The 25,925-nt window shown below is 65.3% G+C and carries 24 protein-coding genes, 3 pseudogenes and 1 CRISPR repeat array; of the genes and pseudogenes, 15 read left to right on the top strand and 12 right to left on the bottom strand.

The window, feature by feature from the left end:
* Positions 1 to 360 (top strand): annotated as a pseudogene (locus QM789_RS04455) (hypothetical protein); the annotation flags it as partial.
* An 87-nt stretch (positions 361 to 447) separates the two neighbouring features.
* Here QM789_RS04455 and QM789_RS04460 read toward each other — a convergent pair.
* Positions 448 to 1,104: a winged helix-turn-helix transcriptional regulator gene (locus QM789_RS04460; RefSeq protein WP_420350769.1), complete on the bottom strand. Its 657-nt coding sequence runs from the start codon at positions 1,102 to 1,104 to the stop codon at positions 448 to 450.
* A 79-nt stretch (positions 1,105 to 1,183) separates the two neighbouring features.
* On the opposite strand from QM789_RS04460, the gene QM789_RS04465 reads away from it, so the two are divergent.
* From QM789_RS04465 to QM789_RS04475, 3 genes are all read left to right on the top strand, one after another.
* On the top strand, positions 1,184 to 1,909 hold the full coding sequence (locus tag QM789_RS04465) for a DUF1428 domain-containing protein (protein ID WP_420350770.1): 726 nt from the start codon (positions 1,184 to 1,186) through the stop codon (positions 1,907 to 1,909).
* Positions 1,910 to 2,117: 208 nt separating this feature from the next.
* Positions 2,118 to 3,044: a glutathione binding-like protein gene (locus QM789_RS04470; RefSeq protein ID WP_420350771.1), complete on the top strand. Its 927-nt coding sequence runs from the start codon at positions 2,118 to 2,120 to the stop codon at positions 3,042 to 3,044.
* Positions 3,045 to 3,281: 237 nt separating this feature from the next.
* On the top strand, positions 3,282 to 3,455 hold the full coding sequence (locus QM789_RS04475; protein ID WP_420350772.1) for a hypothetical protein: 174 nt from the start codon (positions 3,282 to 3,284) through the stop codon (positions 3,453 to 3,455).
* A gap of 98 nt (positions 3,456 to 3,553) precedes the next feature.
* Here the strand turns inward: QM789_RS04475 and QM789_RS04480 are convergent, their stop codons facing one another.
* Entirely contained in the window at positions 3,554 to 4,849 is a 1,296-nt protein-coding gene (locus tag QM789_RS04480) for an MmgE/PrpD family protein (protein WP_420350773.1), read from the bottom strand.
* Positions 4,850 to 5,065: 216 nt separating this feature from the next.
* Between QM789_RS04480 and QM789_RS04485 the strand changes: the two genes are divergently transcribed.
* Both QM789_RS04485 and QM789_RS04490 read left to right on the top strand, forming a co-directional pair.
* The gene (locus QM789_RS04485; protein WP_420350774.1) at positions 5,066 to 6,298 is read left to right on the top strand and encodes an aromatic ring-hydroxylating oxygenase subunit alpha; all 1,233 of its coding nucleotides are present in this window, start codon (positions 5,066 to 5,068) and stop codon (positions 6,296 to 6,298) included.
* A gap of 5 nt (positions 6,299 to 6,303) precedes the next feature.
* Positions 6,304 to 7,290: a flavin reductase family protein gene (locus QM789_RS04490; RefSeq protein WP_420350775.1), complete on the top strand. Its 987-nt coding sequence runs from the start codon at positions 6,304 to 6,306 to the stop codon at positions 7,288 to 7,290.
* Positions 7,291 to 7,333: 43 nt separating this feature from the next.
* Here QM789_RS04490 and QM789_RS04495 read toward each other — a convergent pair whose 3' ends face one another.
* The 5 genes from QM789_RS04495 to QM789_RS04515 are packed head-to-tail and all read right to left on the bottom strand — an operon-like array spanning position 7,334 to position 11,646.
* The gene (locus QM789_RS04495; RefSeq protein WP_420350776.1) at positions 7,334 to 8,164 is read right to left on the bottom strand and encodes a nitrilase-related carbon-nitrogen hydrolase; all 831 of its coding nucleotides are present in this window, start codon (positions 8,162 to 8,164) and stop codon (positions 7,334 to 7,336) included.
* A 1-nt stretch (position 8,165) separates the two neighbouring features.
* On the bottom strand, positions 8,166 to 9,056 hold the full coding sequence (locus QM789_RS04500) for a glycine betaine ABC transporter substrate-binding protein (RefSeq protein WP_420350777.1): 891 nt from the start codon (positions 9,054 to 9,056) through the stop codon (positions 8,166 to 8,168).
* A 53-nt stretch (positions 9,057 to 9,109) separates the two neighbouring features.
* Complete coding sequence (locus tag QM789_RS04505; RefSeq protein WP_420350778.1) at positions 9,110 to 9,856, bottom strand: ABC transporter permease; 747 nt, start codon at positions 9,854 to 9,856, stop codon at positions 9,110 to 9,112.
* 1 nt (position 9,857) lies between these two features.
* Positions 9,858 to 10,964 carry an ABC transporter ATP-binding protein gene (locus QM789_RS04510; RefSeq protein WP_420350779.1) on the bottom strand — a complete coding sequence of 369 codons (1,107 nt, stop codon included), beginning with the start codon at positions 10,962 to 10,964 and terminating at the stop codon, positions 9,858 to 9,860.
* A gap of 16 nt (positions 10,965 to 10,980) precedes the next feature.
* A complete protein-coding gene (locus tag QM789_RS04515) occupies positions 10,981 to 11,646 on the bottom strand; it encodes an ABC transporter permease (RefSeq protein WP_420350780.1) in 666 nt (221 codons plus the stop codon).
* 430 nt (positions 11,647 to 12,076) lie between these two features.
* Between QM789_RS04515 and QM789_RS04520 the strand changes: the two genes are divergently transcribed.
* From QM789_RS04520 to QM789_RS04550, 7 genes are all read left to right on the top strand, one after another.
* Positions 12,077 to 13,642: an FAD-dependent oxidoreductase gene (locus tag QM789_RS04520; RefSeq protein ID WP_420350781.1), complete on the top strand. Its 1,566-nt coding sequence runs from the start codon at positions 12,077 to 12,079 to the stop codon at positions 13,640 to 13,642.
* Entirely contained in the window at positions 13,629 to 14,783 is a 1,155-nt protein-coding gene (locus tag QM789_RS04525) for an NAD(P)/FAD-dependent oxidoreductase (protein ID WP_420350782.1), read from the top strand. Before QM789_RS04520 ends, QM789_RS04525 begins: the two co-directional genes overlap by 14 nt.
* Before the next feature lie 49 nt (positions 14,784 to 14,832).
* Complete coding sequence (locus tag QM789_RS04530; protein ID WP_420350783.1) at positions 14,833 to 15,822, top strand: GlxA family transcriptional regulator; 990 nt, start codon at positions 14,833 to 14,835, stop codon at positions 15,820 to 15,822.
* Between the two features lie 478 nt (positions 15,823 to 16,300).
* Entirely contained in the window at positions 16,301 to 16,726 is a 426-nt protein-coding gene (locus QM789_RS04535; protein ID WP_420350784.1) for a PAS domain-containing protein, read from the top strand.
* Positions 16,727 to 16,731: 5 nt separating this feature from the next.
* Positions 16,732 to 18,243 (top strand): flavodoxin domain-containing protein, encoded by a 1,512-nt coding sequence (locus tag QM789_RS04540; RefSeq protein WP_420350785.1) that lies wholly within the window; start codon positions 16,732 to 16,734, stop codon positions 18,241 to 18,243.
* Between the two features lie 144 nt (positions 18,244 to 18,387).
* Positions 18,388 to 18,786 (top strand): RrF2 family transcriptional regulator, encoded by a 399-nt coding sequence (locus QM789_RS04545; protein ID WP_420350786.1) that lies wholly within the window; start codon positions 18,388 to 18,390, stop codon positions 18,784 to 18,786.
* A 720-nt stretch (positions 18,787 to 19,506) separates the two neighbouring features.
* Complete coding sequence (locus QM789_RS04550; protein ID WP_420350787.1) at positions 19,507 to 20,013, top strand: IS3 family transposase; 507 nt, start codon at positions 19,507 to 19,509, stop codon at positions 20,011 to 20,013.
* A 158-nt stretch (positions 20,014 to 20,171) separates the two neighbouring features.
* Here QM789_RS04550 and QM789_RS04555 read toward each other — a convergent pair.
* Positions 20,172 to 21,211, bottom strand: a pseudogene (locus QM789_RS04555) (IS110 family transposase).
* 96 nt (positions 21,212 to 21,307) lie between these two features.
* Here QM789_RS04555 and QM789_RS04560 point away from each other — a divergent pair.
* Together QM789_RS04560 and QM789_RS04565 are read left to right on the top strand one after the other, a co-directional pair.
* Positions 21,308 to 21,457, top strand: a pseudogene (locus tag QM789_RS04560) (DDE-type integrase/transposase/recombinase); the annotation flags it as partial.
* 151 nt (positions 21,458 to 21,608) lie between these two features.
* Positions 21,609 to 22,112 (top strand): hypothetical protein, encoded by a 504-nt coding sequence (locus tag QM789_RS04565; protein ID WP_420350788.1) that lies wholly within the window; start codon positions 21,609 to 21,611, stop codon positions 22,110 to 22,112.
* A gap of 406 nt (positions 22,113 to 22,518) precedes the next feature.
* Here QM789_RS04565 and QM789_RS04570 read toward each other — a convergent pair whose 3' ends face one another.
* The 4 genes from QM789_RS04570 to cas4 form a co-directional block, all read right to left on the bottom strand.
* Positions 22,519 to 22,665: a hypothetical protein gene (locus QM789_RS04570; protein WP_420350789.1), complete on the bottom strand. Its 147-nt coding sequence runs from the start codon at positions 22,663 to 22,665 to the stop codon at positions 22,519 to 22,521.
* 365 nt (positions 22,666 to 23,030) lie between these two features.
* A CRISPR array of direct repeats spans positions 23,031 to 23,779; the repeat unit is 31 nt; unit sequence GTTTCGATCCACGCCCCCGTGAAGGGGCGAC.
* A gap of 188 nt (positions 23,780 to 23,967) precedes the next feature.
* Positions 23,968 to 24,258 (bottom strand): CRISPR-associated endonuclease Cas2, encoded by a 291-nt coding sequence (cas2, locus tag QM789_RS04575; protein WP_420350790.1) that lies wholly within the window; start codon positions 24,256 to 24,258, stop codon positions 23,968 to 23,970.
* A 1-nt stretch (position 24,259) separates the two neighbouring features.
* Entirely contained in the window at positions 24,260 to 25,294 is a 1,035-nt protein-coding gene (gene cas1c, locus QM789_RS04580; RefSeq protein ID WP_420350791.1) for a type I-C CRISPR-associated endonuclease Cas1c, read from the bottom strand.
* Positions 25,291 to 25,923, bottom strand: coding sequence for a CRISPR-associated protein Cas4 (cas4, locus tag QM789_RS04585; RefSeq protein ID WP_420350792.1), 633 nt, complete (start codon positions 25,921 to 25,923; stop codon positions 25,291 to 25,293). Before cas4 ends, cas1c begins: the two co-directional genes overlap by 4 nt.
* Between the last annotated feature and the right edge of the window lie 2 nt (positions 25,924 to 25,925).

The following is a 25,925-nucleotide window of genomic DNA, read 5'->3' on the forward strand; positions in this document are numbered from 1 at the left end:
CAGGCCGTCTTCGTTGCACCGGTGCCGGGCGCAAGGGTCGGCAGGCTGGTCTCATCCGCGAAGATCATCGCCGCCACCGGCCAGTTCGTCGAGACCCTGCGGCTGGACGCCGCCCGCATGCTGCTGTCGCGCGGCCTGCCCTTGAAGCGGGTTGCCGCGCATGTCGGGTCTGCTCCCGACCGCAAGGCTCCCACGCCTGTTCCAGCAACGCTTCGGCATCTCGCCCGGAACGTACCGCGAAATGCACGGCGGCCAATAGCGCCCTTCACCATGCGTCACAAAACCCATCCCCCGCGCTCCGCCCAGGCCGCTGCGGAAAGGCGTGGAAATCCGGGCAAGGCGGATCAGGCTGCGACGTGACCCCGGCGGGTTCGTCAACAGCGGCGGAGATGACAACGGACGGACCGCGACCCCCGTTCCGGGTGGGAGGCCCCTCGGCCGAGGCGATCAGGGCTGGGGTTCCAGCCGGAACAGGTCGATGAAAGCCTGTGCGGCCGAAACATCTCCGCTGGCTCCGATGAACCCCTTGTCGATCAGGAGCGCCAGCGGCGCCGTGCCGTAGACCGCCACCGCCATCGCATTGCCGCTTCCCGTCAGAACGAAGGGCGCGTCGGGCCGCGCGACGGCCGTAGTCGTCAGGCGGCCATCCGCCAGCCGCATTTCGAACGCCTCCTTGCCGAAGTTGAAGCCCGCCAGCGCCTCGCGTCCTGCGGCCCGCTCGCGCATCAGGTTCACGCCCATCGAGATCATCAGCGCCGAGGGGCTGATGAAGCGCGACGGATCGTGCCCCGGCACGGTCAGCGCCCAACGGCACAGGGCCTCCAGCACCGGCAGCAGGCCGTGCCCCGCCCCGGTCAGGGAATAGACGCCGAGCCGCTCGTCATGCAGCACCACGCCCGCCTCCCGCAGTTGCGCCAGCCGACCGTTCAGCACGCTCGCGGTGATGCCCGGCATGCCGGCGCGCAGCATCTGAAAACGCTTGGGCGCGAACATCAGTTCCCGCACCACCAGAAGCGCCCATCGGTCGCCGATCAGGTTGAGCGCATGCGCGCCGAGGCAGCCTTCATCATAGCGGATGCGCGAGGTTTCGCCGGAATTACTCATATTTTGATACTATAAGTTGTTTTTTGATACTTCAAGGCGCATGCTACGAATCGAAAGCACCTCGGGAGGAGACAAGACGATGACCTATTTCACCGGCTACATCACCGCCGTGCCCGTTGCGAACAGGGAGGACTACATCAGCCATCTGCGAGCCGCATGGCCGCTGTGCCGCAAGTACGGCGCGACCCGCATGGTCGAGACTTGGGGCGTCGATGTGCCCCGCGGCAAGATCAACGATCTCTGGGGCGCGGTGAACGCGCGGGAGGATGAGGCCGTCGTCTTCTCCTGGACCGAATGGCCGGACAAGGCGACCTCCGACGCCGCATGGCAGGGAATGCGCGACGACCCGGCCATGGCGGCGATGGAGATGCCCTTCGACGGCAGCCGCATGATCTTCGGCGGGTTCGCCCCGGTCTTCGAGGGCGGGACCGACCGGGGCGCGGGCTATTTCCAGGGCTTCGCTCTGGCCGTGCCCGAACGGAACAAGGATGCCTATGTCGGCATGGCCCGCGAGGCATGGGAGACCGGGTTCCGGCCCAAGGGCTGCCTCGGCATTGTCGAGGCCTGGGGGGTGGACGTGCCGCGCGGCAGGCAGACGGACTTCTACTGCGCCAGCAAGGCCGAGGAGGGCGAGGTCCCGGTGTTCAGTTGGACAGCATGGCCGGACAGGGCCACCTGCGACGCCGCCAGCAAGGCGATGGAGGCCGAGATGGCTGGGCAGGAATTCCCCGAGATGCCCTTCGACGGCAGCCGCATGATGTGGGGCGGGTTCGAGCCGGTCTTCGATTCGGACAGTGGCCGATGAGCGTCACCCTCTACACCCTCGACTGGGTTCCCGCCTTTCCCCGCGGCTTCGTGCGCGATCTGCGCGTGCGCTGGACGCTTGCGGAGATCGGGCGCCCCTATGAGGTAGCGACGGTCCCCATGAGCCCGAAGAGCGACCGCTCCAGCCCTTCGGGCAGGTTCCCGCGATCCGCGACGGGGATCTGACGCTGTTCGAAAGCGGCGCGATCGTGCTGCATCTGGCCGAGGGAACCCCGCTCCTGCCGGAGGGCCGCCGCGCCGAGGTGACGCAATGGCTGATCGCCGCGCTCAACATCATCGAGTTTGCCAGCGCCGCGTGGATGGACATGGTGCTGGCCGGACGCATGCCGGAATTCTTCGGCCCGCCGCCACCGGCCGAAGTGGTCGAGCATGCCCGCCGGACCTCACTGACCCGGCTGGACGCGCTGGAGCCGCTGATGGCGGATCGCGGCTGGATCGCCGGCGATTTCAGCGTCGCCGACATCATCATGGCCGATGTGCTGCGCCTCGTTGAGACCGAAGGCCAGCTGGGCGACCATCCGGCGCTCTCCGGCTATGTGGCCCGCGCCATCGCCCGGCCCGCCTTCGGCAGGGCCATGGCCGACATCGCGGCGGCGGGCGGTGAGGTCCGCAAGGCGCCCGAGGACATCCCCGGAACCGGCCGCTACGCAGTGGTCGCCGATCCCCAGGGCGCGGTCTTCGGCCTTCTGCAACCCGACATGAGCCAGATGAGCGAGGCCGAGGCAGGAGAGGGCGCCTTCAACCAGAAGAAGCCCGGCCACGGCAACTGGAACGAGCTGATGTCCACCGATCCGGAGGCCGCCTTCGCCTTCTACGCCGGCCTCTTCGGCTGGACCAGAGGCGAGGCCATGGACATGGGCAAGATGGGGACGTACCAGCTCTTCCGGCGCAACGGCGTCGACATCGGTGCGATGATGGGGCTTGGCGACGCGCCGATGCCCGTGTGGCTGCCCTATTTCGGCGTCGACGGCGCCGTGACCAACGTGATCGAGGACATCAGGACGGCTGGGGGCACCGTCCACCACGGCCCGATGGAGGTGCCCGGCCCCGCCTGGATCGCCGTGGCGCAGGATCCGCAGGGCGCATGGTTCGCCATCGTCGGCACGGAAAGATAGGAACGGGGGCGGCCGAACCCCGAAGGATCGCGCAAGAGCGAAGAACACGATCCGCTTCCGGCCCGACGGGACACCGCACCCTTCGATGTCGCCCCCCGACAGCGCCATCCCCCCTGCCCCACGCGGCTATCCTGCGGAAGCGGGCTCGGGGGCGCATAGCACTGAGATACAACGAAAAAATACATTCTCCGCTGAATCGAGGGAGTACTTTCCTTGGGGGGGTGCGCGGCGGACAGGGTGGAAAAATTCGGCATCATCGTCGTGGGGAATTTCGCGCTGATGTCTGGGGCATCGGCCGTTGATCCGCTGCGCGCCGCCAACCAGATGTCGGGCAGGCCGCTTTACGACATCCGTTTCCTGTCCGCCGCGGGCGGGCCCGTCCGCTCTTCCTGCGGCAGGCCCGGCCCCTGATCGGCCAGATCGGTTTTGCGACGGGGTATTCCAGCCAGCCGAATTTCCGCCGCGCCTTCTATCAGACCTGCGGGCGGACCCCGAAAGCCCGCGAGGCGTCACGCCCCGGTCAGCACCAGATCGCGTAATTCGGCTGTATCGGGCCGGGCGTCGAGCGTATCGACCGCCGCCTCGATCGCCGCGCCGCGGGCGTTGCCCTGCATCAGCGCGCGGAACTTGCTCCGGATCTCCGTATCGTCGAGTGGCCGTTCCGCATCGCCGCGCGCGGGCAGCACCGCGCTGGTCAGCCGCGTCCCGTCGTCCAGCACATAGGTCACGCGCGCGAAACGCTCCGCCGGGAATTTCCGGTCGATCTCCGGATCCTTGCGCAACACGACACGGGCGCTCATCTCCTGCACCGCCGGATCTTCGAGCCCCGCGCCGATGATGGCCGAGGGCGGCAGGGCGCCATGCACCGTCGCCACCGCCAGCGGGAAGGGCAGGCTGTATTGCGCCTGCTCGGTCGTCGCAGGCCGGACCTGATCGAGGCGCACGGCGGCCTCAAAAGTCTCGACCTCGATCCGGGCGATCCGTTCCGGTGCGGGCCGGTGCGCGCGGATCAGCGACAGCCCCGCCTCGACTGCGGGCTGCGCCCAGCGACAGACCGGGTAGGGTTTGAAATACAGTTCCATGATCCGCCAGCGCGCCCCGAGATCGGCCCAGAGATCCGGCACGTCGCACACCAGCGACGGTGCCCCGGTGAACCCGTCCGCCGCGAGGAAGGCGGCGCTGATCCCGGTCATCGCGCCCCAGCCCGAACCGTCCTTGAGCATCGTCGGGTGGTCGATGCAGCGCATCATCTGGCTGCGCGGGCCGTGGTATTCAGCGATGCCGAGCGCCTCGGCCAGGTGCCCGGCATCCAGTCCCAGCACCCGCGCCGCCACCGCCGCGACGCCAAGCGCATTCCACGCCCCCGAGGTATGGTAATCGCAGCAGGTCCGATGCTGCGCGATCCCGGCCCGCAGCGCGACCTCGTAGCCGATGACCAGCGCGGTCAGGAATTCGGCCCCGCTCATCGCCGCCCCCGGCCCATCGGACAGCGCGAGCAGCCCGGGCAGGATTGCCACCCCGGCATGGCCCTTGGTCAGGACATGGCCGTCATGGGCATCGAAACTGTCGATGGTCATGCCCCCGGCCAGCGCGGCCCCGGCAAGGCTCGCGCGGCGCCCATCGAACAGGATGCGGGCGGCAAAATCCGGCCCGGAGGCGCCGAACATCCGTATCGCATGGATGCAGATGATCCGCGAGAGCGGCGTCCCGCGCCCCGCCGCCGCGGTGCCGAGCAGGTCGAGCAGACAGCGCCGCGCCATCGCCTGCACCGGCCCCGGCAGATCCCCCCAACCGGTTCGGGTCACGAATACATGCAAATCCATCGTCCTGTTGCCCCTCACGGCTGTTCGGAGGACCGATCGTAGCGCCCCTGCCCTGCGCCAACCGTCAGCAATCCGCCAGCCAGGGCCATGTTCCCGCCATGCCCGACGTCGAAAACATGATGCCGGATGTCGCAACGCCTGTCCGCCCGCCACCCCGGGCGCGGCACGATGGCGCATAGCCACAACGGGAGCGATCGGATGTTGAACCAACGCATCAGGGCCTTGCTGGACGAACGCCGTCCCGGCTATTCCCTGCCCCGGGATTTCTACGTCGACGACGCCATCTTCCAGGCCGATCTGGAGGCGATCTTCGAGACCGAATGGCTCTTCGCCTGCTCCGTCGCCGAAATCCCGAAACCGGGCGACTACACGACGCTTCAGGTCGGGTCGAACCCGGTCGTGGTGCTGCGCAATCGCGACGGCGAGGTCGCAGCCTTCCACAACACCTGCCGCCATCGCGGATCGAAGATCTGCCTGAAGGAGCACGGCCACGCCAACCGCCTCGTCTGCCCCTATCACCAATGGGTCTACGAGCTCGACGGCCGGCTGATCAACGCGCGCCAGATGCCCGCCGATTTCGACCGCGCGTCCTCGTCGCTCGCCCCGGTGCATGTCGAGGTGAACTGCGGCATGGTCTATATCTGCCTCGCCGATGAACCGCCCCCGCTCGACCGGTTCAAAGAGGCCGTCGCGCCCTATATCGCGCCGCATATGCCAGACCGCACCAAGGTCGCCTTTTCCGCGACCATCATCGAGGAGGCGAACTGGAAGCTGGTGATCGAGAACAACCGCGAATGCTATCATTGTGCCGGGAACCACCCCGAGCTTCTGGTCACGCTGGTCGAATTCGCGCTGCCCGACGATCCGCTGGTAAAGCGGCAGTTCCAGGGCCTGATGGACCGGTCCACCGCGCGGTGGGATCGGCTCGGCCTGCCACACCGTCCCGCCGATGGCGGCACCGAATTCCGCTGCATCCGCCTGCCGTTCAACGACGGCTGCCTGTCCTTCACGATGGATGGCGCGCTCGCCTGCAACAAGCTGCTGGCGGATTTCACCGAGCCGGATCTGGGATCGGTGCGGATGTTCCGCGTGCCGGGGAACTGGAACCATTTCCTGTCCGACCACATCATCCATTTCCGCGTCCTGCCGCTCAGCGCGAACCGCACCGCCGTCAAGACGACATGGCTGGTGCATGAGGACGCGGTGGAAGGGGTCGATTACGACGTGCGCCGCCTGACCGAGGTCTGGATCGCGACCAATGACGAGGACCGCATCCTCGCCGAGAACAACCACCGCGGCATCCTGTCGAAAGCCTATCGCCCCGGCCCCTATGCGCCCTCGGAATTCATGCTGACCAATTTCGCCGACTGGTATGCGGGCAAGATGGCGGATTTCATCGGCGGGCCGCGCGCCCGGCTCGCGGCGGAGTGAGCGTGATGGAGCTGCTTTGCGTTGCCCTGCGGCAGGAAACGCCGACGATCCGGACCTTCTGCCTGCGGCCCGCCGAACCGGTGCCCTTCGAGGCCGGGCAGGCGCTGGCGCTGCGGGTGCCGCTGCCCGCCGGGCCGGTGTGGCGCAGCTTCACCATTTCGGGCGCCGGACCGGAGGGCACGCTGGAGCTCACGATCAAGGCCCAGGCCCCCGGCGGCGCGACCCGCTGGCTGCACGACCATTTCGCCGTCGGCCAGCGGATCGAGGCACGCGCCCCGCGCGGGCGCTTCACGCTGGCCCTGCGCCAGGAGGGCGGGCTTGCGCTGGTCTCGGGCGGGTCGGGGGCGACGCCGATGCGCGCCATGCTCGCCAGTCTTGCGCAGGATGATCCCGGCGCAGATGTAGTCTGGCTCCATTTCGCCCGCAGCCGGGACGAAGTGCTGTTCCCCCATGATCTTGCCGATTGGCAACGCCGGATGTCCGGCCTGCGGGTCGTCGTTGCGCTCAGCCGTCCGGAACCGGGTTGGTTCGGGCTGACCGGACGGCCGAGCCGAGCGGGCGTCGCCGCCATGGTGCCCGATTTCGGTCGGCGGCAGGTGTTCTGCTGCGGCCCCGCAGGGTTCATGACCGCGATCCGGCTGATCCATGCGGCGGAAGGCGGCGACCGCGCGCGGTTCCACACCGAGAGCTTCGGCGCCCCGCCGCCGCAAACCCCCGTGGTCGCCCCGGGCAGCGCGGAATTCCGCATGACTATCGCCGGGCGCGAGATTGGTGTCCGCGCCGATGAGAGTATCCTTCAGGCCAGCCTGCGGCAGGGCGTCATCATCCCCTGCGGCTGCGGCGAAGGGATGTGCGGCACCTGCATGGTGCGGCTGACCGCAGGACAGTTCGAGACCACCCCGAACGGCGGCCTCTCGCCCGAGGAAGCGGCACAGGGCTATGTCCTCGCCTGTTCGACGCGGGCGGCCTCGGACATCGCGGTTTCGCTGTAGCCGACACCCCGCCATCCGCGCAGGGAACGGCGGGATCAGCGTTTTATTCCCCGCCCGAAAGCCCTGCCTCCCGCATCAGTTGGGCGATCAGAGCGGGGTCGGCATCGCGCGCAGTGGGCAGGCGCGCCCGAGCGCGCTGTGCCTGTGTCAGGTCGATCCGGGCATGGATCAGCGCCTCGCCCGCACCCGCCCGGGCGCATTCCTGCCCGAAGGCATCAAGGATGCGCGAACCGCCCCAGAAATCCAGCCCGCCCCGGGTGCCGCAATGGTTGCACATCACGATCGGCAGGCCCCAGATCATCGCAATATGGCGCAGGTTCAACTCCCATCCGCCGGGATTGTCGAACCCCTGCCCCACCGCGCCCCGCGCCGAGGCGATCGGCTGCAACAGCAGATCGGGCGCCCGCCGCGCCGTCAGCCAGACCAGCGCCGGGTTCCAGCTGTCGGCACAGATCAGCGTCGCAAGGCGGCCCGGGGCAAGGGTCAGGTGGCGGCCCGGCGTGTAATGATCCGCCTCGGCGAGGTTGCCATAGTGCGGCAGGTAGAGCTTGCGGTGGACATGGCAGACGCCGCCGCCAACCAAAATCTGCGTGTTGAACATGCCCGCGGGCGCCGCCTCGATCATCCCGAACGACACCCGCATCGGCCCGGCGGCCGCGGCGATGGCACGGACCTCAGGTGCATCGACCGGACGCCCGAGCCGCGCCGTATCGGGCCGGGCGAGGTAATCGGTCAGCGAAAGCTCAGGAAACAGCAGCACCCCGGCGCCGATGCCGCGCGCGGCGGCGATCGCGTCAAGGTGCAGGCGCAAGTTCGCCGTCACATCGCCGGGGATACAGCGGATCTGCGCGGCGGCGACGGTCAGGACGGACATGTCAGTCCACGAGGCCCTGCGCCTTAAGAAAATCGGCGGCGACCTGCTCGATCGGCTCCTTGCCGACATCGACCCGGGAATTCAGCCCCATCATCACCGTGTCATCAAGCCGCCCCGACAGGTCGTCGAGGATCGCTGCCAGCGCCGGATGGGCGTCGAGCGTCGACTTCCGGATCACCGGCGTCATCGCGTAATTCGGGAAATAGCCCTTGTCATCCGTCAGCACGACGAAATCGAAGGCCGGGATCCGGCCATCCGTCGCGAAGACGAGGCCGACATCGACCTGCCCGTCCTTCAGTGCCTGATAGACGAGGCCGGTGTCCATGCGAACGACCGCCTCGCGCCCGAAGCTGAACCCATAGGCGGCTTCGAGCGGCTTCAGCCCGTCCGGGCGGGCGTAGAATTCGGCGTTGCTGCCGAATTTCAGCTTTTCGCCGCCGCTGACCTTGCCCGCCAGATCGGAAATCGTGGCGATGCCCTTCGCTGCCGCATCGGCCTTGCGCATCGCAAGGGCATAGGTGCTGTTGACCTTCGACGGCGCGAGCCAGACCAGCCCCTTGGCGGCGTCGAGGGTGCGGACCTTCTCATAGGTCGCCCCGGCATCGAGCTTGTCGGCGATCTTGTTGAAGGTGATCAGCGAGGTGCCGGTATATTCCCAGTACAGATCGACCTGCCCGCTTTCCTGCGCCTGGCGCAGCGGCGCGGTGCCCATGCCGGCGCGCTTGTCGACATCGAAGCCCTTTGCCTTCAGCAATTGCGTCGTCATCTCGGATATCAGCTGCTGTTCGGTATAGTTCTTGCCGCCGACGACGATCGGCGCGGCAGAAGCGGGCAGCGCCAGCCCGAGGGCGAGCAGCGTTCCGGTCACGAATGTCCTGAGCCGGTTGGTCATATTATGGTCTCCACTGTTGGTTGGGGAAAGCCCCCGGATCGTTGCCCGGAGGGTCAGCGCAGCGGGTTGATGCCCTTCGGCACCAGCCAGTATTGTGCCTGCGCGCCGAGCGCATCGACGGCGATGGCGAGCAGGGCGGTCGGGATCGCGCCGGCGAGAAGCAGGCCCGGATCCATCAGGTCGATACCGGTGAAGATCAATTCGCCAAGGCCGCCGCCGCCGATCAGGAACGCGAGCGGCACCGTGCCGATATTGATCGCCAGCGCCGTGCGCACCCCGGCAAGGATCACGAACAACGCATAGGGCAGTTCGACCTTCACGAGGATCTGCACCGGTGTCATGCCCATGCCGCGCGCCGCGTCGCGCAGCGCCTCGGGAACGCTGCGCAGCCCGGCCGTGGTGTTCAGCACCACCGGCAACAGCGTCAGCGCCGTCAACCCGAACACCGCCGGTGGCGTGCCGAGGCCCAGCACCGTCATCGCCAGCGCGAGGATCGCCAGCGTCGGGATCGTGGTGCCCAGATTGACGATCTGCGCAAGAACCGGCCCGAAGATTCCAAGCGACCGGCGCGCCAGCACGATGCCGATGCCGACGCCCAGCACGATGGCGATGCCGCCCGAGATCGCCGTCAGTTCGAGGTGCTGGAGCGTCAGATAGCGAATATCGTCCGAATATTGCAGCATGGAGGAGAGCGTGCCACTCGCCTGCGCCCAGAGCCCGAGCGCGAAGACGAGCGCATAGCTCGCCAGCCGCCCGAAGCGCAGCAGCATCGCTGTAAGCCAGGAGACCGGCGCCGCCATCTCAGGCCCCCCTGTAGGTTTCGCCGAGCAGATGGGTGATGCCCCGCTGCGTCAGGTAACCGGCATACATCCCGTCATCGTCCACGCAGACGAGCCAGGTCTGATCCTTGCTGAACATCTCGGAGACGGCATTGCGCAGGGTGTCATCGACGTTGATCAGGCAGGGAATGCGTTCGTAATGCTCGCCCACGGTGCCGCGCGCGTCACGAATCTGGGCAAGAGAAACGATACCCCGCGCCCGCCCGCGCGGCCCGACCATGACGATCTGCCGATGGCCGTGCTGCTGCATCAGGGCAAGCGCCTCCCCGACCGGGGTTTCGGCGGTGACACGGGGCGGATCGGGCTGCATCGCCTGATGCACGCGGACGATCTGAAGCCGCTTCAGCGTCCGATCCGCGCCGACAAAATCGGCCACGAACTCATCGGCGGGATGAGCGAGGATGTTGTCCGGCGTATCGTATTGCACCAGCTTGCCGGCGCGGAAGATCGCGATCCGCGAGGCCATCTTCACCGCCTCGTCGATGTCGTGGCTGACGAAGATCACCGTCTTGCGCAGCGTGGATTGCAGCTTCAGGAACTCGTCCTGGATCACTGCGCGGTTGATCGGGTCGATCGCGCCGAAGGGTTCGTCCATCAGCAGCACCGGCGGATCGGCGGCCAGCGCCCGGATCACGCCGACCCGCTGCTGCTGCCCGCCGGAAAGCTGTTTCGGATAGCGCCGGGCGAAGACATTCGGGTCGAGGTTGACCATTTCCAACAGTTCCCATGCCCGGCGCCGCGATGCCTTGCGGTCGGTGCCAAGGAGGTCGGGGACGGTGCAGATATTGTCCTCGACGGTCTTGTTGGGAAACAGCCCGATCTGCTGGATTACATAGCCGATGGAGCGGCGCAGCCGAACCGGGTCGATCTCGTGGATGTCGCGCCCGTCGATCAGGATCCGTCCCGAGGTGCGTTCGATCAGCCGGTTCACCATCCGCATCGTCGTCGTCTTGCCGCAGCCCGAGGGTCCGAGCAGGACGCAGAGTTCGCCCTCGGGCACCTCGAAGCTCACATTGTCCACCGCGAGGTAGTTCTCGAAGCTCTTGGTGACATTTTCTAGTCGGATCATGACGACATTCCCATATTCAGCGGCTGCGCAGGCCCGGCGACGTGAGGAGGCGCTGCATCAGCAGCAGCACGAGATCAGCCACGATGGCGAGCAGGCTGACTGCGACGGCGCCGGTGATGAGCTGGCGGCTGTCGGTCTGTGAAATCCCGCGCGAGATGAAGGTGCCGAGCCCGCCCGCGCCGATATAGGTCGCGATCGCGGCAATTCCGATCGTCAGCACGACGGCATTGCGCACGCCGTTCAGGATCACCGGCACCGCGATCGGCAGTTCAACCTGGAGCAGCCGCTGGAACGCGGTCATGCCCATGCCGCGCGCGGCCTCCTGCAACGCCGGGTCAATGTTCTTGATCGCGGTATAGGTGTTGCGGATGATCGGTAGCTGCGAATAGAACACCAGCGCGATCAGGGCGGGAAGGTAGCCGATCCCCTGCCCGATCGGTGACAGCACCGGGATCAGCAGGCCGAAGAAGGCGATCGAGGGGATCGTCATGATCACCGAAGCGACATAGAGCACCCGATCCGCGGCGACCCGGCTCTGTGTGATCGCGATCCCGATCGGCACGCCCGTCGCGATCGCGATCAGCACCGCCGCCCCCACCAGTTCAACATGCTCCGCCGTCCGCGCCAGGATCTGCGGCAGGTTGTCGAGTGCGAAACGATATGCGGAAAGGAGCGTGTCCATCTGGTCCTTCGGCGTTCGGGTGAACCGTGGCTGGGGGGAGCGGCCTGCCTCCCCATTGATGCACGGCATGGCCCGCACGAGGATCAGGAATTCCGACGCCGATGAAAAGGAATCCGACACGTTGCCGAGGAACCGGATTCGCGGACAGGCGGCGGTGGCATGCGGGGATGGGCACCCCTGTCAGCATGCCGGAGAACGCAATATATTGTTTTATAACGGAAAACAAATGACCATTTATGCCGCCCCCCCTCCCGGCGACGGGTTTCCGAACGTCAATTCAGGTCTTTCCCTGTCACGCCTCGATTCTCCGGCCCTGAATCGGCGTCGAATTCCTGTTGCCTGCGGTCGGATTAAGGCTGTCCTTCCCCCGGGTTGTTCCCGGAGGATCGACGCAGGCCGTCCCGCGACCGGAAACATGAGGAACCAGAGAATGACCGCAGATCCGCGCTCCGTTGCCGGCAAGTCTCTCGACATCTCCGAGGAGACCGAGATCCTGATCGTGGGGGCGGGCCCGGCGGGCATTGCGGCGGCGCGGCGCGCGCGGCAGGGCGGCGCCCGTGTCCTGCTGGTCGATGAGGCACCGGTGCCGTTCGAGGTGATGGCCGAAAGCCTGCCGCAGCTTTGGGGGATGCGGATGGGTGGCGCCACCCGCAACCGCACCGCGATGACCGAACAGATCCTGACCGCGCGCCCCGCGCTGACCGAACTGTTCGACGAGGGGGTCGATCTGCGGCTGGGCACCGCCTGCTGGGGCCTGTTCGCCAATCAGGCCAATCTCGGCTGGATGCCGGGCAGGGTTGCCGGGCTGGTGGACCCGGACAACGGCAGCACCCTCGTGCGGTTCGAGCAGGCGATCATCGCCACGGGGCGGCGCGACATGGGGCTCGCCTTCCCAGGATGGGAGCAGCCGGGTGTCATGGGCGCGGGGGCGGCGCTCGCGCTGGCGCGTGATTACGGCGCGTTCGACGGGCGGGTCGCGGTCATGCTCGGCACGGCGGACGAGGCCCTGCTGGCGGTGCTCGGCCTGCTGGAAGCCGGGGTCGCGGTGGCGGCGGTGATCGAGCAGGCGGAGCAACCGGTGGGCAGTGCGGCGCTGCTTGGCCGTGTCGTAGCGGCGGGGGTTCCGGTGCTGTGCGCGCAGGCCCCGCGCGGGGTGCGCGCCGACATCCACGGGGTCACCGGCCTGCGCCTGCGCGACCGGGAGATCGCCTGCGACACGATCCTGCTCGGCATCGGCGCGGTGCCGATGATCGACCTGGTGCAGGCGGCGGGAGCGCGCTGTGTCTTTTCAGCGGCGCGGGGCGGCTTCGTGCCGCAGACCGGCACGTCAGGGGAAACCAGCCTGCCGGGGATCCGCGTGGCGGGCGATTGCTGCGGGATCTGGGGCGCGAAATCGGCCGATCCCGGGATCGCGGCGGCGGAAGGCCGGATCGCGGCGGAGGCGGCGCTCGGGACAGCGCCGGAACCCTGGCCCGCCCCGCCGCCCGGGCCGGATATCGGCGCCTATCGCAAAGAATGGGTCCGCGCCGCCGTGATTGAGGCACTGTCCGACGTGCAGATCTGCCAATGCGAGGAGGTCACCGCGCGCGAAATCCTTGAGGTCCGTCCGCCGCGCTATCTGGCCGTACCCCCCTGCCCCGCCCCGCGCAGCCTGACCGAGATCCTCGGCGACGGCCCGCCCCAGCCCGACCAGATCAAGCGGCTGACCCGCGCCGGGATGGGCCCCTGTCAGGGTCGGCGCTGCCGCGAACAGATCCAGGCGCTTCTGGCGATCGCGGAGCGGCTCGACCTCGGGGCGGTGCCGCTGGCAGGTTATCGCAGCCCGGTGCGGCCGGTGGCACTCAGCACCCTCGCCCCCGGGGCCGAAGATCCGGCGATTGCCGCGCAATGGGATTCCTGGTTCGGCATGCCCCGGCAATGGGTGCCGTTCTGGGAGGTCGAGGAGAAATACACGGTCGCCGCGCTTGCGACGGAGAGGGCTCATGTCAGCGAATGACCTTGGGAAAGACCGCGGCGCCGCTGTGGTGATCGTCGGCGGCGGGGTGACCGGGCTCAGCGCGGGCTTCTGGCTGGCGCGGGCGGGGGTCGATGTGCTGGTGCTGGAACGCGGGCTGGTCGGATGGGAGGCATCGGGGCGCAACGGCGGCGGCTGTTCGCACCACCACAGCCCGCTTTTCGCCGAGGAACAGCGGCTCTGGCCGATGCTCGACGACCTGCTTGGCTATCCGACCGAATTCCGCCCGAACCGGATCCGCATCGCGCTGTCGCCGGAGCAATACGCGCTTTACAGCCGAGCGGTGGCGAATGCCCGGCATCAGGGCTTTGCGGTGGACGAACTGGATGCTCAGACCCTGCGCGAGATGGTCCCTCTTGCGGGCGAGACCGCCTATCGGGGGCATTATTACCACTTCGGCGGCCACGCCAATCCGCATCGCACGGTGCAGGCCTTTGCCTGGGCGATCCGCGATCACGGCGGACGGGTACGCCAGCATGTCACCGTCACCGGCTTTCGCACCCAGGCGGACCGGATTGCCGCAGTTGAAACGGACCGCGGCCTCTTTGGCTGCGACCATGTGCTGATCGCTGGCGGGCCGCAGACGGCGCGGCTGGCGGCGAAGCTGGGGGTGCGGATCCCGATGCGCACGGCGCGCGCAGAGATGATCGTGACCGAGCCGCTGCCGCTGATGCCCCTTGGCGGGGTCGACGGCAACGGGCTTTACGGGCGGCAGACGCTGCGCGGCAATCTCGCCTATGGCGGCGGCCCGCATGAATGGGTGGATGCGGAGAACCAGCCCGCCCGCCCCGCGACGCCGCTAGCGGGCCATATCGCGCGGCGGGTGGCGCAGCTGCTGCCCGGGGCGGCCCATGCGCGGGTGATCCGCAGTTGGGCCGGGCTGATCGAGAACACCCCGGACGGGCGCCCGGTGCTTGACCGTCCGGCGCCATGGCGGAACCTGACGGTGGGCACGATGTCGGGCGTGGGCTTCGGGCTTTCGCCGGCCAGCGGGCGGGCGCTGATGCAACTGGTCACACAGGAGCATTGCGACTTTGCCGATCTCTCCAGCCTGCGCCTCGACCGGTTCAGCGCCCTCGAACCCGACTGGGCCGAATTGCAGGGCTGGCTTCCGGGGGCTTGAGCCCCGGCGGCCCCCGGCGCAGGATGCCCTGCCCGATCTGGTGATCCCGATGCTGTTCGAAAACGCCGCCGAACCCCTGCGCTTCATCTTTCTGCTGATCGACGACATGTCGATGATGAGCCTCGCCTCGGCAACGGAACCGCTGCGCTCGGCCAACCGGCTGCTGGGGCGCGAGGCGTTCCGCTGGGATCTGTGCAGCCTCGACGGCGCGCCGGTGCTGGCATCGAATGGCATCCCCTTTCCGGCGCGGCCGCTCGATGCGGTGCTGGAAACGGCGCAGGCGATGTTCGTCTGCGGCGGCGTGCGCGTCAGCCCGGCACGCGAGAAGCCCTATCTTCAGGCGCTGCGGCGTGCGGCCCATCGCGGCATCGCGATCGGCGCGCTCTCCACGGCAAGCTATCTGCTCGCGCGCGCCGGGCTGCTCGACGGTTACCGCTGCACCATCCACTGGGAAAACCGCATCGCCTTCGAGGAAGACTTCCCCGATGTGATCGCCACCGGCACGCTGTTCGAGATCGACCGCAACCGGCTGACCTGTTCGGGCGGCACGGCGGCGATGGACATGATGCTGCGGATCATCTCCGAACGCTATGGCCCGGATCTGGCGCGTTCCGTCGCCAATCAGTTCCACCACGAACGGATCCGCGAATCCGCCGAGAACCAGCAGGGCGGGCGGCTGCAACAGATCGGCGCGCTGCCGCTTCCGGTGCAGAAGGTGATCCGGCTGATGCAGATCCATATGGAAACGCCGCTGCGGATCGAGGAACTGGCCGACCGCGCGGGGCTGAGTTCACGGCAGCTGGAACGGCAGTTTCAGGTCCATCTCGGGATGAACCCCTCGCGCTACTATATTTCCCTGCGGGTCGATCATGCCCGCGAATTGCTGCTCTATACCGAACAGCCGGTGATCGACATCGCGATCGCCGCGGGCTTCGCCTCGACCTCGCATTTCTCGCGCTGGTTCCGGGAATTCCATCACCTCCGTCCGACAGAACTGCGCTCCCGCGCCCGGGTTTCCAGATTGACCGGGTCGATCTAGGACTACTTTAGCAGATTTTTATTGATGCAATAATCTCCGGATTCACGGGAGCGGTTTTGGGTGATTCATAGGGAGCCAGCATTGAGGGAGGCTGGCGATTTATGGAGAACTGGCGAGGCGATCCGGCAGGCCGATGCCTATGCCGACTACAACGACCTCTACCGCGGCGACCGCAAGCCCGGGCCGGTGTGGCGACGATGTTCTTGATCAGGCCGTGGATCGTGGCACGGGCGTCAGGCACGCGCGGAGCAAACGCATGTTGTGCCGCCGACCGTGCGACCGAGGGCGGGCCCGCCGTCGCTGCGTCAAAGAACCACAGTCGTTCCGCCCGGAATCGACCTTCGCCCCGCTTGTTCGCACAAAAATCATGCGATAAGATGTATTTAGAATGAATGGTTGCAAGCCGTTAAGTTCATTCTGTTTTCGCGGCTGTCAGCGTCACAGCGACGGCTTCTTCTTCAGAAACGAAAGACCCATCATGAGCACTTCCCTCGATTCCGCGAGATTGCTGGCCGCCCTTGAAAATGTCGCGGTGATTTCCACCACCGATCTTCAGGGCAACATCACCTATGCCAATGATCTGTTCTGCAAACTGACGGGCTATACGCGCGAGGAACTGATCGGCCAGCCGCATAGTCTCGTGCGCCATCCTGCGGTGCCGAAGGCGACCTACAAAGACATGTGGGACACCATCAAGGCGGGCAATATCTGGACCGGCATCTTCCCCAATGTCGGAAAGGGCGGCGGCGTCTATGTTGTCGATACCACGGTGCAGCCACTGCGCGATGATGCTGGCAATATCGAAAGTTACATCAGCATTCGCCGCGTCATCAACGATCTGATGGAGAACTTCGACGACGTTGAGTTGTCCAAGGAAGTCTTCGACGAATATTACGCGAAATAAGTCCCATGAACACCATCGCCGATCGCGTCATCATCGGTTACGGGTCCGAGTCGGGAAACGCCAGATCTCTGGCGGAACGGCTTGGCGCGGAACCTGCGCTGCAATCTCTGGTGTTGGATGTCCGTGCGCTGAATGACATCAGGCATGAAGATTTGGATAAACGGGATCTGCTGGTGATCATCTCAAGCTCCTTCGGCGATGGCGATCCACCCCCCAACGCCGAAGACTTCATGACCCGCCTACAACGCACCGGCGATCTTTCGCATCTTCGCTACGCGATTTTCGGCCTGGGCGACACGGCCTATCCGCGCTTTTGCGGATTCACCAAAGCGCTGGATGCGGCGCTGAAGGAGCGTGGTGCGACAGAGGCAATCACCCGCGTTGATGCGGATACCAATTTTGCGGCCTTTTTCGATCCGTGGAAACAGGTGCTTCTGAAGGTTCTCAGCGGGGAGGTGCAGGCGGGGCGGGAGCTTCGCCTTCAGGTCGTTGCTTATGACGACAAGGCCGCGTTCAATGCGCCCGTTCTGGAACGGCGGCAACTCAACCGCGATACACCCGGGGCATGGCATATCCGTATGAATATCGCGGGCAGCGGCATGGCCTATCGGGCCGGGGATACGCTCTATGTGATCGCGGAAAACGATCCCGATCTTCTGAACGCCATCGCGGGGTGGTATGGCGATCCCGCAGTGGCGGATTTGCTGCGAGACCGGGAATTGCGCCAGATCGGCAAGAGTGTCCTGCGCGAACTGGCCCGGCTTTCGGGCAATGAACATCTTCGGGATATGCTGCGCATCAGCCGGAAGAAGGATCTGGCCGACTATCTTCCGGGTGCTGATCTTCTGGACATTCTCGTTGATTTCTGCACGCCTCACGCGGTTCCGCCTGCTGCGCTGGCTGAGGTTCTGCCCGCCTGTCTGCCCCGCGCTTATTCCATCGCATCCGCGGGGGGCGACGAACTGGATCTCTGCGTTCGCGAAGTCATCTATCAACGCGGGGACCGCCTGCGACATGGCACGGCCACCCGCTGTCTGATCGGTGACGCCAGTCATATCCGCGTCTACTGCCGATCGAACCCGAATTTCCATCTGCCCGATGATTCTTCGGCCCCGATGATCCTGATCGGCACGGGCACGGGCATCGCGCCGTTGATGGGGCTATTGCGGGAAACGCGCAGCGGCCGTCGGCGCAACACCTGTCTGGTCTTTGGCGAAAAGACCAGCGAGCGGGATTTCCTATATCGGGATGAATTGTCCCGTCTGAGCGAAGACGGAATCCTGACGCATCTGCTACCGGCGTTTTCCCGCGACGGGCCGGTGAAATATTATGTGCAGGATGCCATCGCCGGACATGCCGGACAGATGCGCAATTTGCTGGATCAGGGCGCGCATGTCTATGTCTGCGGCAACAAACAGCATCTGGAACAGGCCGTCACACAGGCTCTGGACGGGATCAGAGAAGGTGCTTGTGCCGAGATGCTGCGGACGGGGCGGCTGCACCGGGAACTTTACTGACCCATATCCGGGTCGCGTCGGCGGGTTGATTGTAAGGGGCGACGCGGCTATCTCTCGTCGTGGGCCCTGACCCGACCGCAACGATCCGTCGAGGGTAAGCCAATGCGATTGACGAATTTCTCGGATTATGCGCTGCGGATCCTCATGTATGCCGGGGCTTGCGACGACCGGCTGATCACCATTGAGGAAGCGGCCAATCTATATGGGATCTCTCGCGCACATCTGATGAAGGTAGCCAGTCAACTGACTCAGGCGGGCTTTCTCCGGTCGGTTCGCGGGCGTTACGGCGGTCTGACCCTGGCACGTCCGGCGAGCGATATCCGTTTGGGCGATGTGCTGCGTGTGACCGAACCTGACTTTGCCCTTGTTGGCTGTTTTTCCGCCGATGCGACAGAGGTTTCCGCTTGCAGGATCATCGGGCGGTGCCGGTTGACCGGCATCCTTGCCGAGGCGTTGCAGGCCTTCATGGCAACGATGGACCGTTATACGCTTGCGGATGTGATGCTGTCGCCAGAGGATTTCGGCCTGTCGCCCGCAGCCTGACGTTTCACGGATAGCCGCAGTCGGCTCCTGTTCCAGCAGGCGCCCAGCCATCCAGCGTGCGCGGCGTATCCTCGGGAGTGTCCTTCAGGTTCCGCCGCTGTTCCCTTATCACCCTTGCAATCAAGCACGGCGAAGTCGCCGAAAAGAAGAACCCGGTTCATTCCCGCTCGAACAACTTCCAGAAGATCGGGATGAATGAGTAAATTCCATGGTTCCGATGTCGGAGACGGATTTTTCTCAACCCTACAGCATGGTTAAAAAATTCACGCCATTGCAAGCTCGATAAAAAAGAGAAGCTTCACATCGTGATCCCTGCATGAGGTTTTATTTCTGATCCCCCCGACAATCGGACAGTTCTGCCGTCTGCTGGTCTCCAGGCACGAGGAGATCAGAACATTCGAAACGGCGCGGGCTTCAAAGCTCGCGTGGCGCTGGAAGTTGTGAAGGGCGAGCGCACCGTGTCGGAGCTGGCCGCCGAGTACGGCGTGCATCCGACGATGCCCCCCAGTGGAAGAAGGCGCTGCTTGAGGAGGCATCGGACATCTTCGAGCGCGGCGGGAAGACGAAGGCCGAGGTCGATGAGGAGACGGTCCGGTCCTTGATCGGGGAACTGGCCGTCGCCAACGATCCTTCGCAGGGCTTACGCGGCCCCACGAGGGCCACGGTCCCTGCTCCGATGTCGCGAAAGCGCAAGCCCTGGGCCGGGAAGTGAGGCGCAAGATGATCGAACGCGACCATCCTGTGCTGTCGGTGAGGGCGCAGTCCCGCCTGCTGTCGATCTCGCGATCTTCGTTCTATTACACGCCGAAGGGCGAGACCGAGGTGAATCTCGACCTCATGCTGCTGATCGACAAGCAGTTTCTGGAGACGCCCTTTTACGGCGTGCAGCAGAGGACCCGGCACCTGGAGAACGAAGGCCATGCCGTTAACGTCAAGCGCATCCGACGGCTCATGCGGCCCATGCGCCTGATGCCGATCGACCAGATGCCCAACAACAGCAAGCCCGCCAAGGGGCACAAGACCTGCTGGGTGGGCTGTGGGTCGATCGGCCCAACCAGGTCTCGTGCGCCGACATCACCTGCCTGCCGATGCGCCGCCCCGTTCGGCTTTGGGCTCGAACCTTGTATGGATGGCTCCCGCGTGGCAAGAGGCTTTGTGATCTTTAGCAACTGGTCGGGTGCGGTCCTGTACTCGGCGTCTCGATTGCGGTTTTCCCGCGCGCCCTGATGAACGTCCGCATGAGGCTTGGGTCCCTGTCAATGGCACGCGCTTGAAAGCGCTCCGGTTCAAACGGGGTGTCCCAATCTCTTGTCCGTCAGCTTGCCATCATCTCACTTTGCCCTCGCCATTTCGGTCAGGCCGCCACCGGCCCGGAATTCGTGCCCTCACACCATTCGCCAGGCCTCGCCGGTTCTCAGCATCGCCCAGATCTGACGCGCCATGCGGTTGGCCAGCGCGATGGCGACGAGTTTCAGCGGTTTTTCCCAAGCATGCACCCCAGCCAGTCCTCGCCCGGATCAGTCCGTTTGCGGGTGGAAATCACCCCCATGGCGCCAAGGTAGAGCAGCCGCCGAATGTAGCTTGCCCATCTTCGAGATCGCCCCCAGCCGCTCCTTGCCACCACTGGAATGCGGCTTCGGCGTCAGACCAAGCCAGACCGACAGGTCGCGGGCCGAGCGGAAGGCCGACATGTCCGGCAGCATGGCAGCAAGGACACTGGCCGTGATCGGGCCGAGGCCCGGCATCGTTTGCAGCCGCCGAGCGGTCTCATCCGCCTCGGCGGCACGGCGCAGGTCGGTGGTGATGGCGTCGATGCGCACCTTCGTGTCGGCGAATTGCCCGACCAGCAGATCGAGCGGCATGCGCGCCTCGGGCGGCAGATCCGCCGCCTCCGCCTGGGCGACGGGGCGGTTCATGTTGTGGATGCCCTTCGGCACGACCAAACCGAATTCCCCAAGATGGGCGCGGATCGCATTCGCAAGCTGGGTCAGTTGCCGGACGAGGAAATCCCGTGCCGGTGGCTCATCAGCACGGCCTGCTGGACCTCGGTCTTGACCGGCACGAAGCGCATCGTCGGTTGCAGAACGGCGGTGCAGATCGCCTCGGCGTCGTTCGTCGGCTTACGCGGCTGCACCGCAGCCACGGTCCTCCTCACCATCGGTCTTTTCCCGCTTGACGAAGGTTTGACGTATGACGGCGGGATCAGCCGCACCTCATGACCGAACTTCGCCAGCTCGCGCGCCCAGTAATGCGCTCCGGCACAGGCTTCCATGCCGATCAGGCACGGGGCGAGACGCGAGAAGAACAGCAGCATCTGCGCCCGCCGGACCTGTCGCCTGATGGCGACCCTTCCGGCGGCATCAACGGCATGCACTTGGAACACGTTCTTGGCCAGATCGAGCCCGACCGTGGTAATCTCCTTCATGGATGGCTCCCTTCATGAGTTCAGTTGGCAGCACCCAATGTGGCACAGTGCCATGCCGGGAGCGCGAGCCAGCCACAACAGCAAGGGCGCCGCGATGGCTCACTCTGCTTGGTCGCCGTCCTGGACTGGTTTACCCGCAAGGTGCTGGCCTGGCGCATCTCGAACACGTTCGAAGCCGACTTCTGCGTCGAGGCGCTGAACGAGGCGATCCACCGCTTCGGCCCGCCCGAGATCATGAATACCGATAGTCATACGATTGACGCCAGTTCTCGGGTGATTTGACTCAAACACCGATCGTCCGTTCGCTGGATTGGTGCCGCAGGGCTTTCCGGTGTGATCTGACCCTCATTCCGATCGATCCAACAGGTGTCTTTCCCTGGAGACCTACCCGGCGGAGGTGCTTGGCCTGCCCAACCACACCGGATCGCCAGCCGCCGAAGACCCGACCGGCAACGTCATTTCCACGCCGATCCCGGATGAAGCGGGGCCGAACATTGTCGAAGCACGCCCCGGCGAACCAACGCCGATTGGTCCCCGTGATGACGAGGCGACACGACGGTCCATCCAGCGAGAGAACGAATCCGCTCAACTTCTCGCTGGCAGCGGCTTTGATGTCCTGCAAAATCCGGTGGTGGCGGGGCCCAAAAACCCTGATTACCTGATCAATGGCGAGGTTTATGATCACTATGCGCCGTCGACAGAAAATGTCAGAAGAATCTGGGAAAGAGTGAAGGAGGAAGTGGAAGATGGCCAAGCTTCAAATATCGTGATTGGCCTGCAAGATAGCGGTGCAAACGAAGAAACCCTTCGACGGCAGTTTGCCGATTGGCCTATCGAAGGTTTGGGTGAGGTCTTGATCGTGCGTCCTGACGGGACAATTGGAGAACTAAAATGGCGATAGAGTATTTTGTTTACTCTGATCTGGACAAGACGGAATTGGAGCGCCGTCTGGTCGTTTCTGCACATTCCGCCAATGGTCTTTGGACAAGCTGGAGTGCGAGTGATGATCTGGGGCCATTCCATGAGGAAATCATGGAAGATTACGGCGTTCACAAAGGTTTCAAAACACGCGTTTATTGTAGGCACTCGAAAGACCATACCGTGGAGGCGCGCGAAGCTATGCTTGCATTTTTCGAAGTCTCTACCTGGGCGCAAGCTCCTATTGAACGGAGACGTATTTGTTGCGTTCCGTCCGGAATAGAGCCCCGAGGCACTTCAGGATTTCCGTTTCGGGACAAGGCGAGGGTTTCAAGAAGCTGTCGCCCGCGATCGCGCCCCGATGCGCCGTCGATGGCCCACTCCGCATCTCACGTGCGGTCCAGCTGTTTGCGAAGCTCTGCCTGCGACGCCAGCAGGAAGATCAACACGGTGGCCAGCCCGCGACCGGTTTCCGCAAGAGAGGCCGTGGCCCGCCCCTTCGAATTCAGCCGCCCCTCGGCCACCAGCACCGACAATAGCTTTCGCCAGTTGCGGTATCAATCACGCTGTGCCGACGTAAGAGGGTTTTCCGACGCTCAGGACCGGGCGAGCGCATACCGCCGCCGCGTACTACTTGGAGGACCGCTTTCCCGGTTTCGCTGCGGATCGGTGCCGCGATGCCGTCAGACACCTTTCCGCTCAACCTGCCGATGTGGGGAGATAGCGAAGGCGGGAACTGCTACGATATTTGAGAACTTCGCGCTTCCCGCCTTCGCGCCACAGCTGTTGGACAAATGCGGGTCGGCAGATGTGCCGCCGCGCAAGGGCTGATTTGCGCGCTGGAGCGAGTCAGTTTCGATGCTCCCTCCAATTGGTGATACACCAGAAGCCGATGGACCGGGTTTCGATCCACTCCCCCGCGAGGGGGCGACCACCGGGAGCCCGACGGCAGCCCGATCAACATCCCGTTTCGATCCACGCCCCCGTGAAGGGGCGACGGTGCCGCTGTACCGGTGATCGTCACGCCCGCCGCGTTTCGATCCACGCCCCCGTGAAGGGGCGACGCACGGCCATCTTCAGCTTCGCGCAGGGGTTGGTTTCGATCCACGCCCCCGTGAAGGGGCGACCGCCCGCCGGATGCCCTCCGCCGCCCGATCGAACCGTTTCGATCCACGCCCCCGTGAAGGGGCGACCCGAAGGCCGCTGGACAGAACCTAGGCCGATCTCGTTTCGATCCACGCCCCCGTGAAGGGGCGACCGGTCCTTCTGCCGGTCCTCGACCTCGACCGAAAGTTTCGATCCACGCCCCCGTGAAGGGGCGACTCCGCCCCCGTGCCGCGTGTCCAGATGACGATCTGTTTCGATCCACGCCCCCGTGAAGGGGCGACCTGCCGCTGCGCAACCTGTTCCTGCAAGCTGATGTTTCGATCCACGCCCCCGTGAAGGGGCGACACCTTTATTTGACGACCACGACGCACCATTGTCGGTTTCGATCCACGCCCCCGTGAAGGGGCGACAGGTTCGCAGTTCTCGCCCCATTCGGCGCATAATGCGTTTCGATCCACGCCCCCGTGAAGGGGCGACAAGGCGTAGGGATCAACGCCAATGTCATGATGCGGGTTTCGATCCACGCCCCCGTGAAGGGGCGACGCCCCCTCCTATAGCGCCCTGTTTTCGTAGTGCAATCCTCCTTGCGAGTGCGAAAGAGGCGATGCTGATCGCCCTAGCCAGCCGGACGGGCAGTGGTAAAAAATAAAATCCAACAATTTCAAAAAGCCGCCCCGATGCGAACCTCGGCGCAAAAGTCGGCACGCTTCATGTTCGCAGGGACAAGAAAACTATAGAATCAGCGGGCCGTTAAGATCCATCGCGGATTTTGCACCGACATGCTCGACCCGGCGCGACCAGTTCGAGCCCAGGTAGTAATAGCGCAGGCTGTCGACCTCGGGGCGGATAATCCCTTCCAAGCGCGCCTTCAGCCGGGTCCATTGCGCCGGGTCCACCTCGATCTCGAAGACCGAGAACTGCACCCGCTGACCGTAATCCTCGCACGCTCGGGCAACCTGGCGCAAACGCTTTTTGCCGCCCGTGTCCAGCGTATTCACATCATAAGTGACCAGGACCAGCATCTCAACTCCAGAACCAAGGCGGATAGGCGTCCAGGTCGCCGCGTAAATGGCGGGCCAGCATCTGCGCCTGAAGGTAGGGCACCAAGCCGAAAGGCACCTTTTCCTGCAAGAAAGGGTGCAGGCGCTCCTCCTTCTTGCGCTCCTGCCAGGCGGTCAGGACGGTGCGGCGGGCGTCATCGCTCAGCAGCACGGCGCCGCCATCCATGCGGCGAAAATCGCCGGCCCGCAGCTGGCGGCGGTTGACCAGGGACAAGGCAAGACGATCGGCCAGCGGGGCACGAAGCTCCTCCATCAGATCCAGCGCCAGACTGGGCCGGCCCGGACGGTCGCGGTGCAGGAAGCCGACGGCAGGGTCCAGCCCGACAGCCTCGCAGGCCGCGCGGCAATCATGCGTCAGTAAGGTGTAAAGAAAGGACAGCAGCGCGTTCATCGGATCGAGAGGCGGACGGCGTGAGCGGCCCGTCCAGCGCAAATCGGCGTCCGGCGAACGGATCATGTGGTCAAAAACGCCGAAATACAGCGTTGCGGCCTCGCCTTCGGAGCCGCGCAGCAGGTCCACACTGTCATCGGAAAGCTGCACACGGCGGAGGATCATCGCCACGCGATCTGTCGCTCGCTCCAGCGCATCGCGCGCTTCCGCCGCCATCTCGCTGCCATAGTCGCGCAGGGCACGCCGTATCACCGCGCGCTGGTTGGCGATCTTGCCCATGACGATGCCGCGCACCACATCCACCGCGTCATCGGCAATCCGATATTGCGCACGCCGCAGCAGGACGTTGCCCGAAACGGGCCCCTCGACCCGGGCCAGAAACCGCCCGGCACGATCCAGCAGCACGACCGTGATGCCGCGTTCGGCGCAGATGCCGATGAGCGCGGGTGTCAGCAGGATCGGCCCGAAGGCCACGACAGAAGCCAGCATGTGCAGCGGCACACGGGCCTTCTCGGCGCCTTCGATTTCGGCCACCAGGTTCTCGCCGTCCTTCTTCAGCGCGGTACCCTCGGTGGTGACATAGACGGTGTTCAGCAGCTTCTTCATTCCAGCGCACTCGCCAGCATTCGGTCGCGCCATTGCCGCACGGGACGCGAAACCACGTCGGGCCGGCACAGGTCCAGCAGCGAGCAGGCCCGGCAGCGGCCGCGATGCGGTGTCGGCGGCGGTGTCCGGCGACTGGTCAGCACTGAGGCCAGTTCGGTGGCGGTGGTTTCGGTCAATGCCCGGAGGTCGGCATCGAAAGGCACGGCGAGGCGGCGCCTGGTCTGGGCATAGAACAGCGCGCCTTCCGGTACCGGGTGGCCGGTCATCTCCTCAAGGCACAGCGCCTGCGCGCAAAGCTGTACCTCATCGGCACGGTGCAGCTTGGGCTTGCCGCGCTTGTATTCGATGGGAAAGGCGGTCTCCCCATCCGGGCCGGGAATGAACTCGACCAGATCCGCCGTGCCGGTAAGGTTCAGTCGGTGGCAGGCCAGCGGCAGCGCCATGACCCGCCGCAGCCCGCGCGCCTTGCGTTGGCCACCCTTGTCGGCGACGGCATGCAGGACGTCGCCCTCAGCGGTAAAACGGTTCTCGGCCCAGAGCCGTTCCAGATGGATCAGCGCGGCTTGACGCAGGCAATAGACCGCATGTTGCAGCGCCGAGAGGGGGATGGGCTCTTCGGCGCTCGCCATGC

Source organism: Paenirhodobacter sp. (genome assembly GCF_047600745.1).
Lineage (GTDB): Bacteria > Pseudomonadota > Alphaproteobacteria > Rhodobacterales > Rhodobacteraceae > Rhodobacter.